This is a genomic window from Halomonas salipaludis, from assembly GCF_002286975.1.
GTDB lineage: Bacteria > Pseudomonadota > Gammaproteobacteria > Pseudomonadales > Halomonadaceae > Franzmannia > Franzmannia salipaludis.
On the sequence record NZ_NSKB01000010.1, the window covers coordinates 41,403 to 57,901 of the forward strand.

14 protein-coding genes are annotated in these 16,499 nt (G+C 61.4%); 8 read left to right on the plus strand and 6 right to left on the minus strand.

Annotated features, from left to right (window positions below):
- Positions 1 to 260: 260 nt before the first annotated feature.
- The 6 genes from CK498_RS21945 (at position 261) to CK498_RS21970 (ending at position 7,549) form a co-directional block, all read left to right on the plus strand.
- Complete coding sequence (locus CK498_RS21945; protein WP_095622996.1) at positions 261 to 1,613, plus strand: NarK family nitrate/nitrite MFS transporter; 1,353 nt, start codon at positions 261 to 263, stop codon at positions 1,611 to 1,613.
- A gap of 109 nt (positions 1,614 to 1,722) precedes the next feature.
- Positions 1,723 to 2,994, plus strand: coding sequence for a nitrate regulatory protein (locus tag CK498_RS21950; protein WP_095622997.1), 1,272 nt, complete (start codon positions 1,723 to 1,725; stop codon positions 2,992 to 2,994).
- A 277-nt stretch (positions 2,995 to 3,271) separates the two neighbouring features.
- On the plus strand, positions 3,272 to 4,576 hold the full coding sequence (locus CK498_RS21955) for a CmpA/NrtA family ABC transporter substrate-binding protein (RefSeq protein ID WP_095622998.1): 1,305 nt from the start codon (positions 3,272 to 3,274) through the stop codon (positions 4,574 to 4,576).
- A gap of 43 nt (positions 4,577 to 4,619) precedes the next feature.
- A complete protein-coding gene (gene ntrB, locus CK498_RS21960) occupies positions 4,620 to 5,474 on the plus strand; it encodes a nitrate ABC transporter permease (RefSeq protein WP_229359180.1) in 855 nt (284 codons plus the stop codon).
- Positions 5,475 to 5,486: 12 nt separating this feature from the next.
- The gene (locus CK498_RS21965; RefSeq protein ID WP_095622999.1) at positions 5,487 to 6,335 is read left to right on the plus strand and encodes an ABC transporter ATP-binding protein; all 849 of its coding nucleotides are present in this window, start codon (positions 5,487 to 5,489) and stop codon (positions 6,333 to 6,335) included.
- Between the two features lie 116 nt (positions 6,336 to 6,451).
- Complete coding sequence (locus CK498_RS21970; protein ID WP_229359181.1) at positions 6,452 to 7,549, plus strand: histone deacetylase family protein; 1,098 nt, start codon at positions 6,452 to 6,454, stop codon at positions 7,547 to 7,549.
- Between the two features lie 15 nt (positions 7,550 to 7,564).
- On the opposite strand, the gene chrA is transcribed toward CK498_RS21970, so the two are convergent.
- Entirely contained in the window at positions 7,565 to 8,776 is a 1,212-nt protein-coding gene (gene chrA, locus CK498_RS21975; protein ID WP_095623001.1) for a chromate efflux transporter, read from the minus strand.
- Between the two features lie 116 nt (positions 8,777 to 8,892).
- Here chrA and CK498_RS21980 point away from each other — a divergent pair, with 116 nt between their 5' ends.
- Positions 8,893 to 10,746, plus strand: coding sequence for an ABC transporter ATP-binding protein (locus tag CK498_RS21980; protein WP_095623002.1), 1,854 nt, complete (start codon positions 8,893 to 8,895; stop codon positions 10,744 to 10,746).
- Between the two features lie 320 nt (positions 10,747 to 11,066).
- A complete protein-coding gene (locus CK498_RS21990) occupies positions 11,067 to 11,297 on the plus strand; it encodes a DUF1127 domain-containing protein (RefSeq protein WP_095623004.1) in 231 nt (76 codons plus the stop codon).
- Between the two features lie 45 nt (positions 11,298 to 11,342).
- Here CK498_RS21990 and aldA read toward each other — a convergent pair whose 3' ends face one another.
- From aldA to CK498_RS22015, 5 genes are read right to left on the minus strand one after another with little or no spacing between them, the layout of a single operon-like run.
- Complete coding sequence (gene aldA / locus CK498_RS21995) at positions 11,343 to 12,779, minus strand: aldehyde dehydrogenase (protein ID WP_095623005.1); 1,437 nt, start codon at positions 12,777 to 12,779, stop codon at positions 11,343 to 11,345.
- Between the two features lie 47 nt (positions 12,780 to 12,826).
- Complete coding sequence (locus CK498_RS22000) at positions 12,827 to 13,627, minus strand: aldolase/citrate lyase family protein (RefSeq protein WP_095623006.1); 801 nt, start codon at positions 13,625 to 13,627, stop codon at positions 12,827 to 12,829.
- 23 nt (positions 13,628 to 13,650) lie between these two features.
- Positions 13,651 to 14,934 carry a TRAP transporter large permease gene (locus CK498_RS22005; protein ID WP_095623007.1) on the minus strand — a complete coding sequence of 428 codons (1,284 nt, stop codon included), beginning with the start codon at positions 14,932 to 14,934 and terminating at the stop codon, positions 13,651 to 13,653.
- Complete coding sequence (locus tag CK498_RS22010; RefSeq protein WP_095623008.1) at positions 14,931 to 15,410, minus strand: TRAP transporter small permease; 480 nt, start codon at positions 15,408 to 15,410, stop codon at positions 14,931 to 14,933. The genes CK498_RS22005 and CK498_RS22010 overlap by 4 nt, the downstream gene beginning before the upstream one ends.
- Before the next feature lie 19 nt (positions 15,411 to 15,429).
- The gene (locus tag CK498_RS22015; RefSeq protein WP_095623009.1) at positions 15,430 to 16,434 is read right to left on the minus strand and encodes a TRAP transporter substrate-binding protein; all 1,005 of its coding nucleotides are present in this window, start codon (positions 16,432 to 16,434) and stop codon (positions 15,430 to 15,432) included.
- Between the last annotated feature and the right edge of the window lie 65 nt (positions 16,435 to 16,499).

Here is a 16,499-nt window from a genome sequence, read left to right on the forward strand (position 1 = left end):
CCCAGTTTCCTGCACCCTGGCATGGCGTAACCACACTGCCATTGCACCAACATGCACCATGCAGCGCAGCATAGCGCGCACCCAAAACATCACAAGCCCATGAATAAAAAGAAAAATACAAGAAACGGCAAACTAATTGCTTAATGAATGACAGATATTGACGTGGACCAGGCTCAAATCGAGTACGAGTGCGTCGACCTGACCTTCAACGGCGAAGGCCCTGATCGTGAGTTCGACCGTCACTTGACGAGGCTAGTCCCATGGATATTCGCAACAAGGCCAACAAGATCCGCCTGTTGAGCTTCAACACCCCCCAGATGCGGGCCTTCCACTTCTCGTGGTTCGCCTTCCACATTTGTTTCTTTGGCTGGTTCGGTATCGCCCCACTGATGGCGGTGGTCCGTGAAGACCTCTCGCTGACCCAGACCCAGATCGGTAACACCATCATCGCCTCGGTGGCAATCACCGTGATCGTGCGCCTGCTGATCGGCGTGCTCTGCGACCGTATCGGCCCACGCAAGGCCTACTCCGGGCTGCTGATCCTCGGTTCGATTCCGGTAATGGCCATCGGCTTCGCCAACAGCTTCGAGACCTTCCTGCTGGCACGCCTAGCCATCGGTGCCATCGGTGCCTCCTTCGTCATCACCCAGTACCACACCACCATGATGTTCGCGCCCAACGTGGTGGGTACCGCCAATGCCACCAGCGCCGGCTGGGGCAACCTGGGCGGTGGTACTACGCAGATCCTGATGCCGCTGATCTTCTCCGGCCTGCTGATGCTGGGTGTCAGCGAGACGCTCGGCTGGCGCCTGGCCATGGTGGTACCCGGCGTGGTGCTGTTCATTACCGGTATCTGCTACTACCGCTTCACCCAGGATGCGCCCAACGGCAACTTCGAGGACCTGCGCGCCCGGGGCGAACTACCCCAGGCAGACGGCGACAGCGGTGCCGGCCAGACCTTCCTGGCGGCGGCCAAGGACATCCGCGTCTGGGCGCTGTTCGTGGTCTATGCCATCTGCTTCGGCGTCGAGTTGACCATCAACAACATTGCCGCCATCTACTTCTTCGATCACTTCGACCTGACCCTGGCCACCGCCGGCCTGATTGCCGGGCTGTTCGGCTTGATGAATATCTTCGCCCGTACCATGGGCGGGATCTTTTCCGACCTCTTCGCACGCAACGGTGGCCTCAAGGGCCGCGTGCGCTGGCTGTTCATCGCCCTGGTGTGCGAAGGCATCGCCCTGGTGGCCTTCTCGCAGATGCACGTGCTCTCCTACGCCATCGGCATCATGCTGGTGTTCAGCCTGTTCGTGCAGATGGCCGAGGGCGCGACCTACGGCGTGGTGCCCTTCATCAACAAGCGCGCGCTGGGCGCCGTGGCCGGCATCGTCGGTGCCGGCGGCAACGTCGGTGCCGTGGCAGCGGCCTTCCTGTTCCGCTCGGAAGCCATCACCTATCAGCAAGGGCTGTTCTACCTCGGGCTGATCGTGCTGGTGCTGGCCTCCTGCGCCCTGCTGGTGCGCTTCTCGCCGGAGACCGAAGCCGAAGAGGCCGACGCCTACCAGGATGCCGTGGGCGAAAACACCGGTGCCGGGGCACTCTCGCTGCGCTGAGCGTAACCCGCGCCGACACCAGGCTCGGCTCGACAGCAAGCCGCCGCTCGCAAGGGCGGCGGCTTGCATGACGGGAGATGATGCGTCATTTACTCAGGAGGTCTCGCCCATGAACCCCGCACACCGCCTGCTGCAAGCCGCCAAGCGTAGCGAGATCGACAACCTTCAGCACCTCGCCACCACCTGCGAACTGGTCGGCGATATCAGCCGCTTCATTCATGCGCTGCAGAAAGAGCGTGGTGCCTCGAATGTGTTTCTCGCCTCCCATGGCCAGCGCTTCGCCAGCCGTCGTCTGGAGCGGGTGGCCGACAGCCTCACCCGCGAGCGGGCCATTCGCGAGCGCCTCGACCACCTCCCGCAATACGCCGCGAGCAGCGCTCGCCTGCTCAAGCGCATCGCCTGTGTATGGGTCGCTCTCGACGACCTCGCCGGCCTGCGCCGCGACATCGAAACGCTGGCGATCAGCGCCGATGCCGCGACGCGCACCTACAACCGGTTGATCGGGGGGCTGCTGGCCGTGGTCTTCGATGCCGCCGACACCGCCGACGACCCCGACGTGACGCGCTCGCTGGTGGCCATTTTCCACTTCATGCAGGGCAAGGAGCTGGCCGGCCAGGAGCGCGCCTGCGGGGCCATCGGGTTTACCGCCGGTGAGTTCGACGCCCCCCACCGCCAGCTACTGCTGCAGCTGATCGACGCCCAGCAGCGCTGCTTCGATACCTTCAGCGAGTTTGCCAGCGACGCCACCCGCGAATATTGGCAGCAACAGCTGTCGCTGCGTACCCAGGACGGCATCCAGCAGCTGCGCGAGCGCGCCTGCACCGACGCTGCGCAGCAGTTGGACCGCGACCTGGGCGAGACCTGGTACGAACTGACGACCGCACGCATCGATACCATGCAGCAGGTCGAGGCGCAGCTGGCGGCCGAGCTCTCGCAGCTCTGCCATCGCAAGATCGAGCAGGCCCAAGCCGACATCAACGACCAGCAGCAGTTGGACGCCTCGCTTCAGGATGCTATCGAACACTGCTCGACCTGCGAACAGCTGGCCGACCTTTTCCCACAGGAGGCCACCCACGAGCTCGGCCAATTGACCGCCAATGCCGTGGAATCGAGGCTCAACCGGGCCCTGATAGACCTGATGCAATCCCAGAATGCGCGACTGCAACATATCAGCGATGAGCTGGAAAATACCCGCAAGACACTTCGCGAACGCAAGCTGATCGACCGAGCCAAGGGCATGATCATGGAACATCAGCAGATGAGCGAAGAGGAGGCGTATCGTTTCATGCGCAAGGCCTCCATGGATCAGAGTAAGAGCATGGCCGAGATGGCCAAGACCATTATCGATCTGGCCGATATTCTACAAAAGCGCCAGGCCTGAGGGCGTAAGTGGTGCGATGCATCATGAATGCGCACCAATACAACGCCAAGCGAGATATCACCGAAACCAGGCCACTATACGCAAGTCCTTGTTAGCGAAAGAAACAGCACCATTACAGATAAGAATGGCACCCTAACTGCAACGGTATTGGCGTACGCTGAGTCAACGACGGTTCAGCTCCCAGGCAGTTCTCAATACCGGACAACGGCGTCTGATAAGAGTCCCCCAGTGAGTGGGGGCTTACATCAGGCGCCGTTTCTTTGTTTGGAGCCATCATATGAACAACAACAGATTCAAGGGTTACTCCCCTCAGCGTCGTCGCTTCCTGAAGAACTCCGCCACCCTGGTCGGCGGCTCGGCGCTGCTCAGCAGTTTGCCGGTGAGCTGGGCCTTTGCCGACGGCAAGCCGGAGACCACTGCGGCCAAGCTCGGCTTTATCGCCCTGACCGATGCCGCTCCGCTGTTCGTCGCCGATGAAAAGGGCTTCTTCGCCAAGCACGGCATGACCGATGTCGAGGTACTCAAGCAGTCGTCCTGGGGCACCACCCGCGACAACCTGGTGCTCGGCTCACAGCGCAACGGCATCGACGGTGCGCATATCCTCACCCCCATGCCCTACCTGATCAGCTCCGGCGCGGTCACACCCAACAACCAGCCGGTGCCGATGAGCATCCTGGCGCGCCTCAATCTCAACGGCCAGTGCATCTCGGTGGGTAGCGACTATGCCGACCTCGAGGTGCAGCTCGATACTCGTGAATTCGGCCAGGCCCTGGCCGAGAAACGCGCCGGCGGCGACGAGGCCAGTGCTGCTATGACCTTTCCCGGCGGCACCCATGACATGTGGATTCGCTACTGGATGGCGGCGGGCGGCATCGATCCCGACCGTGACGTGTCGACGATCACCATCCCGCCCGCCCAGATGGTCGCCAACATGCGCGTTGGCAGCATGGATACCTTCTGCGTCTGCGAGCCATGGAACCACCAGCTGGTCAACCAGGGAATCGGCTATACCGCCAATACCACCGGCGAACTGTGGAACGATCATCCGGAAAAAGCCTTCGCCATGCGCAGTGACTACGTGGAAGCCAACCCCAATGCCACCCAGGCCTTGTTGATGGCGATCATGGAGGCACAGATGTGGTGCGAAGATCCGGCCAACCATGAAGAGATGGCACAGATCTGCTCGCGCCGGCGCTGGATTCACGCCCCCTATGGCGACCTTATCGATCGTATCCAAGGTAACTTCGACTACGGTACTGGCCGAGTCGTCGAGGATCATCCGCAGATGATGCGCTACTGGGATCGTCATGCCTCTTACCCCTACAAGAGCCACGATCTTTGGTTCCTGACCGAGAACAAGCGCTGGGGATATCTGCCGCAAGACATGGACAGCGCCGCCCTGGTCGAGCAGGTCAATCGCGAGGATCTGTGGCGCCAAGCCGCCGACCGACTCGGCGTGGCATCAAGCGACATTCCCGACTCGACCTCGCGGGGCGTCGAGACCTTCTTCGATGGCAAGACCTTCGATCCCGAGAATCCCCAGGCCTACCTCGACAGCCTCGAAATCAAGCGCCTGGCCTGAGCGTCATCGACACCCACCGACTCACTGATAGCGGAGAATCGCCATGCGCGCTTCACCTAGCACCGATAGCGCCAGTCGCCCACTGCTGGGTGGCTGGACACCCAACCTCCAGGGCATCAGGGACACCCTGGTCCAGAAGCTCCTGCCACCGGTGATCATCCTCGCCGTGCTCGGGGCGATCTGGGAGATCCTGTGCTCCTCACCTGGGGCAACCCTGCCCCCACCCTCCCAGGTGCTCACCGACACCTGGGAGCTGATCGTCAATCCCTTCTATGACTACGGCGGCAACGACAAGGGCATGGGCTGGCAGATACTGGCCAGCCTCGAGCGGGTCGCCTACGGCTATTTGCTGGCGGTGGTGGCCGGCATCAGCCTGGGCGTGCTGGTCGGCCAGTCCACCTGGGCCATGCGCGGGCTCGACCCGGTCTTCCAGGTGCTGCGTACCGTACCACCGCTGGCCTGGCTGCCGATTTCGCTGGCCGGCTTCCAGGACAGCACACCGTCGGCCATCTTCGTGATCTTCATCACCGCCATCTGGCCGATCATCATCAACACCTCGGTCGGGGTACGTAACATCCCCGAGGACTACCGCAACGTCGCCCGGGTGATACGCCTCAACGGCATGGAGTATTTCACCCGCATCATGCTGCCGGCCGCCGCGCCCTATATCTTCTCCGGCCTGCGCATCGGCGTGGGCTTGTCGTGGCTGGCCATCGTCGCCGCCGAGATGCTGATCGGCGGGGTGGGCATCGGCTTCTTCATCTGGGATGCCTGGAACGCCTCGATGATCAGCGACATCGTGCTGGCGCTGATCTACGTCGGCATCGTCGGCTTCATCCTCGACCGCATGGTCGGGTACATCGGCAACCGCGTCACCCGCGGCACCGCCCAGGGCTAACGGAGACTCCCCATGACCCAACGCTATCTCAGCATCGAACAGGTCGACATGACCTTTCACACCAAGGGTGGCTCGAGCAATGTGCTCAAGGGCATCGACCTGAGCGTCGCCCGCGGCGAGTACATCTCGATCATCGGCCACTCCGGCTGCGGCAAGTCGACCCTGCTCAATATCATTGCCGGGTTGACCGAGTCCACCTCCGGCGCGGTGATCCTCGACGGCAAGGAGGTCAACGCCCCGGGCCCCGATCGCAGCGTGGTGTTCCAGAACCACTCGCTGCTGCCGTGGCTGACCGTGTATGAGAATGTCGCCCTGGCGGTCAACAAGACCTGTGCGCGTACCAAGAGCAAGGCCGAGCGTCACGCCTGGATCCTCAAGAACCTGGAAATGGTCGGCATGGGCCACGCCCTCGACAAGCGCCCGGCGGAGATCTCCGGTGGCATGAAGCAGCGCGTCGGCATCGCCCGAGCGCTGGCCATGGAGCCCAAGGTGCTGCTGCTCGACGAGCCCTTCGGCGCCCTCGACGCCCTGACCCGCGCCCACCTTCAGGAGGAGGTGATGCGGATCCAGGATGAGCTCGGCAACACCGTGATCATGATCACCCACGACGTCGACGAAGCGGTGCTGCTCTCAGACCGCATCGTGATGCTCACCAACGGCCCCTCGGCGCGTATCGGCGAAGTTCTCGACATCGACCTACCGCGACCGCGCAACCGCATCACCCTGGCCGATGATCCAGCCTACAACCACTACCGCCAGGAGGTGCTGCGATTCCTCTACGAGAAGCAGCGTAAGGTCGAGCAGCTCGCCGAACGGCGCGACAAAGCCCCCACCGCCGAGGCCTCAAAGGCCCGCGCCTGAAGACAGCCGCGCCGCCTGCGGGCGGCGCGGCCTTTCTCCGCATGACGACAAAGGTGGCAGCCCGGCGGGTGTCGAGCCATGCTCATAGCCATCGCCCGCGACACGGAGCCCGCCCAGTGACAGATTCCCCTCGCGTCACGGTATTCTATGACGAACGCATGCTGGCCCATGAACCAAGCGCCGATGCCGCTTTCCTCCCCGGCCGCATGGATACTCGCATCCGCCAGCTGCTCTCCGGGCTCGGCGTGCCCTGGAAATACCCCGAGCATCCCGGCCGGCTTACCGCCATCAGCCAGTTCCTGGCCCTCGCGCCACTTCAGGGCGTCACCTTCGCGACAGGAAAAGCGGCCACCGCCGAGCAGCTAGGACGCGTTCATACCTCGTCGTACCTCGAGCAGGTGTACAAGCTGCGCGGCCAGTATGCCTGGCTGGACGTGGATACCACCGCGGTATCGCCGGGCAGCGTGGATGCCGCGGAAGTGGCCGCCGGCACCGCGATTGCCGCCGTCGAGTCGGTGGTCGCTGGCGCAAGCGACAGCACCTTCGCCCTGGTACGCCCGCCGGGGCACCACGCCGAGCCAGTGCGTGCCCGAGGCTTCTGCCTGTTCAACAATGTGGCGGTGGCCGCCGCCCACGCCAAGGCGACGCTGGGCTGCCAACGCATCATGATTCTCGATTGGGATGCACATCACGGCAACGGCACCCAGGACATCTTCTGGGCCGACCCCGATGTGCTGTTCATCGACCTGCACCGCGGCGCGCCCTTCTATCCCGGCAGCGGCAGCCTGGACGAGATCGGTGAAGGACTCGGAGAAGGCACCACCGTCAACATTCCGCTGCCGGCCGATGCCGGCGACGCGGCCTACCTGCTGGCCTTCGAACGCATCATCGAACCCGCGGCGGACTGGTTCAAGCCCGACCTGATCCTGGTCTCGGCAGGCTTCGACCCTCACGCCCACGACCTGGCACTCAACGTTTCCTACCGCGGCTTCGCCTCGATGACACACCGCCTCAAGCAGCTTGCCACCCGCCACAGCCAGGGCCGGTTGGTGTTCGTGCTCGAAGGCGGCTACAACCTGATTTCGCTGTCACACGGCGTCAAGGCCGTGCTCGAGGTGCTCGCAGGTGCAGTTCCGCCGCCGCCGGGCGAGTGCGGCATCGCCGAGGTCGAGGCAGCCGCGGCCTTTCACTGCCGCGCCTTTGTCGATTCGTGACGTTACCACCCTGCGTCATGCAGGCAGGCCGGCGACCAGGCTGATCAGCACGCCGCCCAACGCCATCACCGCCACTGCCGCCCAGGCCGGCAGCTTCCATATCGTCAACAGCAGGAAGCCGGTCAGCGCCAGGGCGAACTCATGGCTGCCAAGAATGGCGCTGGTCCACACCGGCTGATAGAGCGCGGCACCGAGAATACCCACCACCGCGGCGTTGGCGCCGCGCATCAGCGACTGGGCGCTGGCCCACTGGCGAAAGCGGTTCCAGAACGGCAGCACCGCCACCAGCAGCAGCATGCCCGGCACGAAGATCGCCAATAGCGCCAGGGTCGCGCCAACCAGTCCGTTGGGCAGCGGCTCGAGTACCGCACCGAGATAGGCGGCGAAGGTGAACAGCGGCCCTGGTACCGCCTGGGCCGCGCCGTAGCCGGCCAGGAAGTCGTCCGGGGTGACCCAGCCCGACTGCACCACCTCGGCCTCGAGCAGCGGCAGCACCACGTGGCCGCCGCCAAACACCAGCGCACCGGCGCGGTAGAAGGCATCCAGCAGCGCCAGGGTCTGCGACGGCGTGCTCCAGGCCAGCAGCGGCAGCCCCACCAGCAGCAGCATGAAGGCCACCAGTGCGACCCCGCCGGCACGCCGTGTCACCGGAAAGTGCACCTCGCTGACCGCGTTCTCCACCGCGGCACGACACAGCACAAGGCCTGCCAATCCGCCCGCGACGATTGCCGCTACCTGGCCCAGCGGGCCGCTGACCATCACCACGACCAGCACCGCAGTCAGGGCGATGGCAGCACGCTGGCGGTCCGGGCACAGGTTGCGCGCCATGCCCCACACCGCATGGGCGACGATGGCCACCGCGGCCACCTTGAGGCCGTGGATGATGCCGCTACCCACAGGCCCCTCCATCACCGCCGCGCCGACGGCGAACAGCACCAGGATAATGGCCGACGGCAGGGTGAACGCCAACCACGCCATGGCAGCCCCCCAGGGGCCGGCGCGCATCAGTCCCAGCGCAAAGCCAACCTGGCTACTGGCCGGGCCAGGCAGGAACTGGCAGAGCGCCACCAGATCGGCGTAATCCTTCTCCGACAGCCACTTACGACGCGCCACGAACTCGGTGCGGAAATATCCCAGGTGGGCAATCGGCCCACCGAAGGAGGTCAGCCCCAGCATCAGAAAAGCGCGAAAGACCTCCTGGATGCGGCCCGGATGGAGGGTAGTCATGATCGGAATTCCTTGACTGGCGGTATGGGTAACGCGAAACGCCGTCTCATGATGCCACACCTGCGTGACGCCCTCGTTACGCGTACACTGGCGGCTCCCTCGCCAGGAGCCCATACGTGTCACCACCGTCAGCCCCCGATCGTGACAGCAGCAATCCCCTCGCCGGGTTCTTCGGCGTGTTTCGCTACAGCCGCCGGGCGCTCGGCCTGGTGTGGGAGACCTCGCGCTGGATGACCCTGGGGCTGATGCTGTGCACCCTGGTCGCCGGCGTGCTGCCGGCGGTGGCGGCCTGGGTTGGCCAACTGATCGTCGACGGTGTGGTCGCCGCCATGGAGGCCCACCGCGCGGCCAGCGACCCCGAGCTGCTTACGTTGATCACCCCGGTGCTGTGGCTGGTGGCGCTGGAGGGAGTGATCATCGCGCTGATTGCGCTTGCCCAGCGCGGCCTCGCCGCCCAGCAATCGCTGCTGCGGGCGCTGCTCGGCCAGAAGGTCAACGTGATGATTCTCGAGAAGGCCGGGAAGCTCTCGCTGGCGCAGTTCGAGGACTCCGAGCTCTACGACAAGCTGACCCGCGCCCGCCGCGAGGCCTCTACCCGTCCCCTGGCGCTTGTCAACAAGACCTTCGGGCTGCTGCAGAACGCCATCTCGCTGGCCAGCTTCGGTGTGCTGCTGGTGCAGTTCTCGCCCTGGGCGCTACTGCTGCTGGTGGCCGGCGCCCTGCCGGTGTTCATCTCCGAGGCCAAGTTCTCCGGCGACGCCTTCCGGCTGTTCCGCTGGCGCTCGCCGCAGACCCGCATGCAGATCTACCTGGAGACGGTGCTGGCCCGCGAGGACACCATCAAGGAGGTCAAGTTGTTCGGCCTCGAGGGGCTGTTCCTGCAGCGCTATCGCGACATCTTCACCCGGCTGTTCGCCGAGGATCGCCTGCTGACGCTGCGTCGCGAGAGTTGGGGCTTCCTGCTCGGCCTGCTCGGCACCCTGACCTTCTACGGCGCCTACGGCTGGGTAGTGGTGGAGACCATCGCCGGGGGCCTCACGCTGGGCGAGATGACCATGTACCTGATGGTCTTCAAGCAGGGCCAAGCAGCGCTCTCGGCCAGCCTGACCGCGATCAGCGGCATGTATGAGGACAACCTCTACCTCTCGAACCTCTACGAGTACCTGGAGCAGCCGGTAGAGGACGACGGCGGCACCCTCACCCAGGGCGCCACGCCCGGCGATGGCCTGCGCTTCGAGCGCGTCGGCTTCGCCTATCCCGGCGGCGAGGCAGTGCTCCACGATATCAGCCTGCATCTCGCCCCGGGCCAGAGCCTCGCCCTGGTGGGCGAGAACGGCTCCGGCAAGACCACCCTGATCAAACTGCTGACGCGGCTCTACCACCCCACCCAGGGGCGCATCCTGCTGGATGGCAGCGACCTGCGCGACTGGCAGACCGAAGCCCTGCGCGAGCGCATCGGGGTGATTTTCCAGGATTTCGTGCGTTACCAGCTGCAGGTCGGCGAGAACCTCGGGGTCGGTGACACCCACGCCTTCGATGACCAGCAGCGCTGGCAGGAGGCCGCTCGCCACGGCATGGCCGACGACTTCATCGCGCGCATGGCCAGCGGCTACCAGACCCAGTTGGGCCGCTGGTTCAAAGGCGGCCAGGAACTCTCCGGCGGGCAGTGGCAGAAGATCGCCCTGTCGCGGGCCTACATGCGCGAGAATGCCGATATCCTGGTGCTCGACGAGCCCACCGCGGCGATGGACGCCGCCGCCGAGGCGGAGATTTTCGCGCGCTTCCGCGAACATGGGCACGACAAGATGACCATCCTGATCTCGCACCGCTTCTCCACGGTGCGCAGCGCCGAGCAGATCCTGGTCATCGACCGCGGCGAGATCATCGAGCGCGGCACCCACGACCAGCTGCTGGCCGCCGACGGCCGCTACGCCACGCTGTTTAGGCTCCAGGCCAAGGGATATCGCTGACGATCCAGGCTCAACGGTTCTCTCCCAACTGCTTGACGCTTGTTCAGCGATTGTTTATAAAAAAAGAGTCACTTCATTAGGTGAGTGGCATCAACCCCATCCAGAGACCGTTTTCTCATGCGCTGGCAAACCCGCGTCAATCGCCCAAGCAAGCTACATCGTATTGCCAATAATGCGATGCGAGCCTGCCGTTGCCGCGTGCCAATCCGATACTGAGAAACGATGGCCGCGGCATGTGTCGCGGCCATGTGATTACCCCCGCTGTATTTGGTCATCTCCTGTTCGCGCTGCATCCCGGCCTCCCGCAAGGAGACCGAGAAATGGCAATTTCCGCTAGCCTCAAGAGCCTGCTTCATGCGCTGCGCAGCCGTGCAATCAAGCGTCGTCAATTCGCTCAACTCAGGGAGTGCGACCCACGCATGCTCAAGGACATGGGCCTGCGTTGGGAGCGCGGCACCCTGGTCGCCATCAATCCCGAGCGCGAGCCATCCGAGGGCATCACCCGCGACGCGCATGAGAGCTGTCCCCACTGCGGGAGCAGACTGACGTAGCCAACGCCCCGGCCACAGGATGTGGCCGGGGCGTTTCGTACAAGTCTAGGCTTGCAGATACACCACATGACTGTGGGTGTACTCGTAGAGCCCATGCTTACCATCGGCACCGCCGATACCCGACTTACGCACCCCGGCATGGAACCCCTGCATCGCCTCGAAATTCTCACGATTGATATACGTCTCGCCGAAGTCGAGTTCACGACAAGCTTGCATGGCGCTCTTGAGGCTGCGGGTATAGATGGATGACGTGAGGCCGTACTCACAGTCGTTTGCCAGCGCGATGCCTTCATCCAGGTCGTCGATGATCTGAATCGGCAGCACCGGCCCGAAGACCTCCTGCTGCATGATCTCCATCGTCTGGCGACAGCCGGCGAGCACGGTAGGCTGGTAGTGATAACCCGCCTCCAGGTCGGCAATTTCGCCACCAGTAATTAGCTCTGCGCCCTCGCGCCGAGCGGTCTCGACCATGCGTGCCACCTTGTCGAGGCCGGCACGGTTGATCAATGGGCCCATCTCGACCGCGGCATCCGCCAGCGGATCACCAAAGCGCGTGGCACTCATCGCCTTGGCCATGCGTGTGATGAACTCAGCGGCCACGCCGCGCTGGACGTAAACCCGCTCGGCGCAGTTGCACACCTGGCCGGTATTGATGATGCGCGAGCCGCGGATGGCGTTGACCGCCAGATCGAGGTCGGCGTCGTCCAGCACGATGGCCGGCGCCTTGCCCCCCAGCTCCAGGTTGAGCTTGGTGATGTTGTCAGCGGCACTGGCCATGATCCGCGAACCGGTCTCGACACTGCCGGTGAAACTGATCATGTCTACTTCAGCGCTCGACGTCAGGGCACTGCCAGCCGCCGCGCCGGTGCCGCTAACCACGTTGAAAACACCCTTCGGCAGGCCCAGGCCATCGAGCAGCCGGGCAAACTCGAAGCAGTTGTTGGGGGTCTCCTCGCTGGGCTTGATAACGATGGTATTGCCGGTCACCAGCGCCGGCGCCATCTTGCGAGCAATTAGGAAGAATGGGAAATTCCACGGCAGGATGCCGGCCACTACGCCAAGGGGCTTGCGAAACAAGAAGATGCTTTCCCCGACACGGTCACTCTCGATGATCTCGCCTTCGATCCGACGACCCCATTCGGCCATATAGTCCAGATAATCGGCAGTGAAGTTGACTTCCACCTCGGCCAGGCCGCTGACCTTGCCCTGCTCCTGGGTAATGGTCCTGGCCAGTAGCGCCACATTGTCACGCAGGGTGTCGGCGAGCCGATGCAGGAAGGCCGCACGTTCCACGGCCGGGGTCGCCGCCCAGCCCTTCTGGGCGCGGCGTGCCGCCGCCAAGGCGCGTTCGACCTCCTCACCTCCGGAGGCCGGTACCCGAGATAGCAGCGCCTGTGTAGCGGGATTGAACACCTCGAGATGGTCGCGGGCCGACTCGAAGGCACCATCGATGTAGTTCTGATAGGTAGTAGGCTGGCTCATGCTCTGTCTCCCTTAGTAGCTATGTTGTTGCTATGCAGTGAAGGATGTCAGTAGGTGGTCGAGGGCGACGCGCCGGATGGCCCGCCCTTGTAGCGGGCGATGGTCTCCAGCGCCCCCTGGCGCAGCAAGCTGATATCGATGCCCACGGCAATGAACTGGCAGCCCAGGGCCTGATAACGGCGTGCGTCGGCTTCCCGCGGCGCGAGAATGCCCACCGGTTTACCAGCGGCCTGGATAGCCGCGATGGCATGCTCGATGGCGGCCTGAACCTCGGGATGCCCCGGATTACCGGGGTGTCCCATGCCCACCGATAGATCCGCGGGCCCAATAAAGACCGCATCGACGCCTGCGGTGGCGGCGATCACCTCAACATTGTCGATTCCCTTGGGCGACTCCACCTGTACGATCAGGCAGAGCTCCTCGTGGGCCCGGGTCAGGTAGTCGTCCACTCCGTCCCAGCGGGTGGCGCGCACCAGACCGCCGCCCACACCGCGAATACCATGCGGCGGATAACGCATGGCACGCACCAAGCTCGCGGCCTGCTCGGCACTCTCGACCATCGGCACCATCAAGGTCTGGGCACCGATATCGAGCAGTTGCTTGATCAGTGCCGGATCCTGGTTGACGCTGCGCACCACCGGAGCAGTGGCATAGGGCGCCACTGCCTGGAGCTGAGCGAGAATGGTCGGCAATGTGTTGGGAGCGTGCTCGCCGTCGATCAGCATCCAGTCGAAACCAGTGGTGGCGGCAATCTCGGCGGCATAACCGGTACCGAAACCAGCCCACAGGCCATACTGGGCGCTGGATTCATGAAGCGCTGCCTTGAATGTATTCTTAGGCATTGTCATAACCGAGTCCTATCAGATGAATGTTAGTCAAAAGCGCCCAGCAGCTCAGGCAATCCTAGCGTAATCAATGGCACATACATGATGCATAACAAGCCAACGACCAGAACCATGAAAAATGGAAAAAGCGGGCGCATAGTTTTCATATAATCAACCTCGGCTATCTTACATCCCAGTAAGATTATCAAGGCAACGGGAGGAGTCAGTGAACCAAGCAACAGTGCGATGATCACTACGACCGAAAAGTGAATCATGTCGAAGCCGAACATCTGGGCAATAGGAGTCAAGATTGGCACCATCAAGATAAGTGCTGAAATCGTTTCAACAAACATACCAACCAGGATGAGCGCAAGCACGATGAGAAGTAGCACAATCGCCGGCTCACTGGTTACACTCGCTAGCCAGGCGGCCAGGGTTGCAGGGACTCCCTCTCTCGCGATAATCCAGCTAAATAGTGCTGCACTACCAAGAATGATAAGAATACTTGAAGAGGTCACTGCAGATTGCAAGGCAAAGCGATAGGTCCTCCTGACATTAAGCCGATGAGTTAGCAAGCCAAAACCGAGGCCATAGGCAACAGCCACGATCCCGGCTTCCGTGGGCGTAAACAAGCCCGTCTGAATACCACCGACGATGATCACCGGCATGACGAGAGCAGGTGCCGCCTTTAGAAATACCTTTCCGATCTCTCCCAAACTGGCTCGGGAGTGCCTCGGTGCCCCTATTTCATCAGCCTTTAGGTACACCAGTCCCATCATGATGACTGCCAAGAAGAGCCCTGGCACGATCCCGGCCAAGAAGAGTGTTCCGATAGATAGTCCTGTCATAGCGCCATAGATCACCATCAGCAGACTAGGAGGAATAATTGGTCCTAGAATAGCCGAGGCAGCCGTGATAACCACAGACCATTCTGGCTTATACCCTTCCTTCTTCATAGCTGGTAGCATCATCCCACCCACAGCGGCAACATCTGCCGATGCTGAGCCAGAAATACCAGAGAAAAGCACACTGGTCATAATGTTGACCTGACCGAGCCCGCCGCGGACATGGCCTACCAGGGATCGAGAAAAGCCAACAATAGCAGAGGTTATACCTCCATAGTTCATCAAGTTACCAGCAAATATATACAATGGAATAGCAAGTAGAGGAAAACTGTCGAGAGAACTGAAGAAGCGTTGAGGAAGCACCAATAGTGGTACCCCGCCATCAATTATCAAGACAGTGACAGCGCTAAGCCCCATGGCAAAAGCAATAGGTACACCCAAGGCAAGAAAAGCCGTGAACAACCCAAACATCAAAGCAACGATCATACGACTTCCTCTATGTCCAATGGATCCCTTGCTTCATCACGACGAACAATGAGAGCAATAATCGTCAGCACACTACCGAGGGGGATAGGAGCGTACAGCCAAGCCCGTGAAATCCCCAATGATGGCTGCATAGCTCCCATTGCGCGCTCCATGAACAGATATCCCCAATATGCCAAGAAGAGACAGAAGATAATCGATATGATCGATACCACAGCACGCCTCATCATCTCAAAGCGAATGCATTTAAACTGGAAGAGCTCTACTTTTATTTCATCGCACTTATAAACCACCACAGGAGTTCCCATCAGCACTAGCCAAACCAGAAGCATCCTGACCACTTCTTCTGTCCAGAAAAGTGGCAGCCCTAGGAAGAACCTATTGATCACCTGAAGGAAGATCAAAACCATGATCGCCGCAAATATGGCGACGACCATGGCTCCCAAGGTGGCAAATGCATGATCTAGATAACGACGCATTTGCAAACTCCTTCTAGAGTCACTGTTGGTCGATGGACTCTAGGAGTTCTACGGCACCAATGTCAGCTGCAAACTTTTCACGAAAGCTTGCCAAAGCATCTTGGAAAGGCTCAGGATCCACTTCATTGATGGCGATGCCTTCTTCTGTCAGTTTGTCGAGCCAGGACTGCTCGCGCTCAGCCCACTCGCTGCGCTGCATTTCAGCAGATTCCAAAGCAGCACGTGTCACTGCGTCACGATTGCTATCAGATAGATTGTTATAGAAGTCTTCATTAATGGCAAAGCTACCATCGAAGAGAATATGACGTGTCTTGGAGAGTGACTCAGCAACTTCGTAGATTCTAAAGGTGTAACCAACCTCCGGAGTTCCTTCCATCGCATCCACCAAGCCCGTTTGCATAGCCGTATAGACATCAGGCATAGGAACCGGCGTCGGCTGAGCCCCAAGTGCCGAGAAAGTGCCAACAAAAACCGGTGATTCCGGGACACGAATCTTCAAGTTTTTGAAGTCGTCAGGGCTCTCTATTACGTCATCCACCAAGTAGGTATCTCGATAGCCTGCCAGGATCCAGTTGAGCGGCCTGACTCCGGAAGTATCGACCAACTGCTCAATCAGCTGCTCACCGATCTCACCCGTTACCACCTGTTCCCAATGCTCGGTGTCGCGATAGAGAAAAGGCAGCGTTAGGAGCCCAAACTCAGATACGTAGTTGGCATATAGTCCAGACTCTCCATAGCCCATCTCCAGAGTGCCTAGTTCGACGGATTCAATGATTTCTCTCTGCCCTCCCATCTGGCCAGATGGGAGGATCTGTACCTGTACTTCACCATCACTATATTCGGCCACCAGGTCACGAAAGCGCTCGGCAGCCATGTGCTGCTCCGACTCCGTAGGGAGGTGATGCGCAAAATTGATCTTGACATCGGCAAGAGCACTGCTGACCGACATCATGGAGATGAGTCCCACAATGCCACTAGCAGTTGCCGTAAACATAGCTTTGCGTGCAATTTTATTTGACTTCATTATAGTTTACCTCACTCTATCCTACGTTTTATGCCCCTTCTTACTGAAGAAAGGTCATTGTGTAT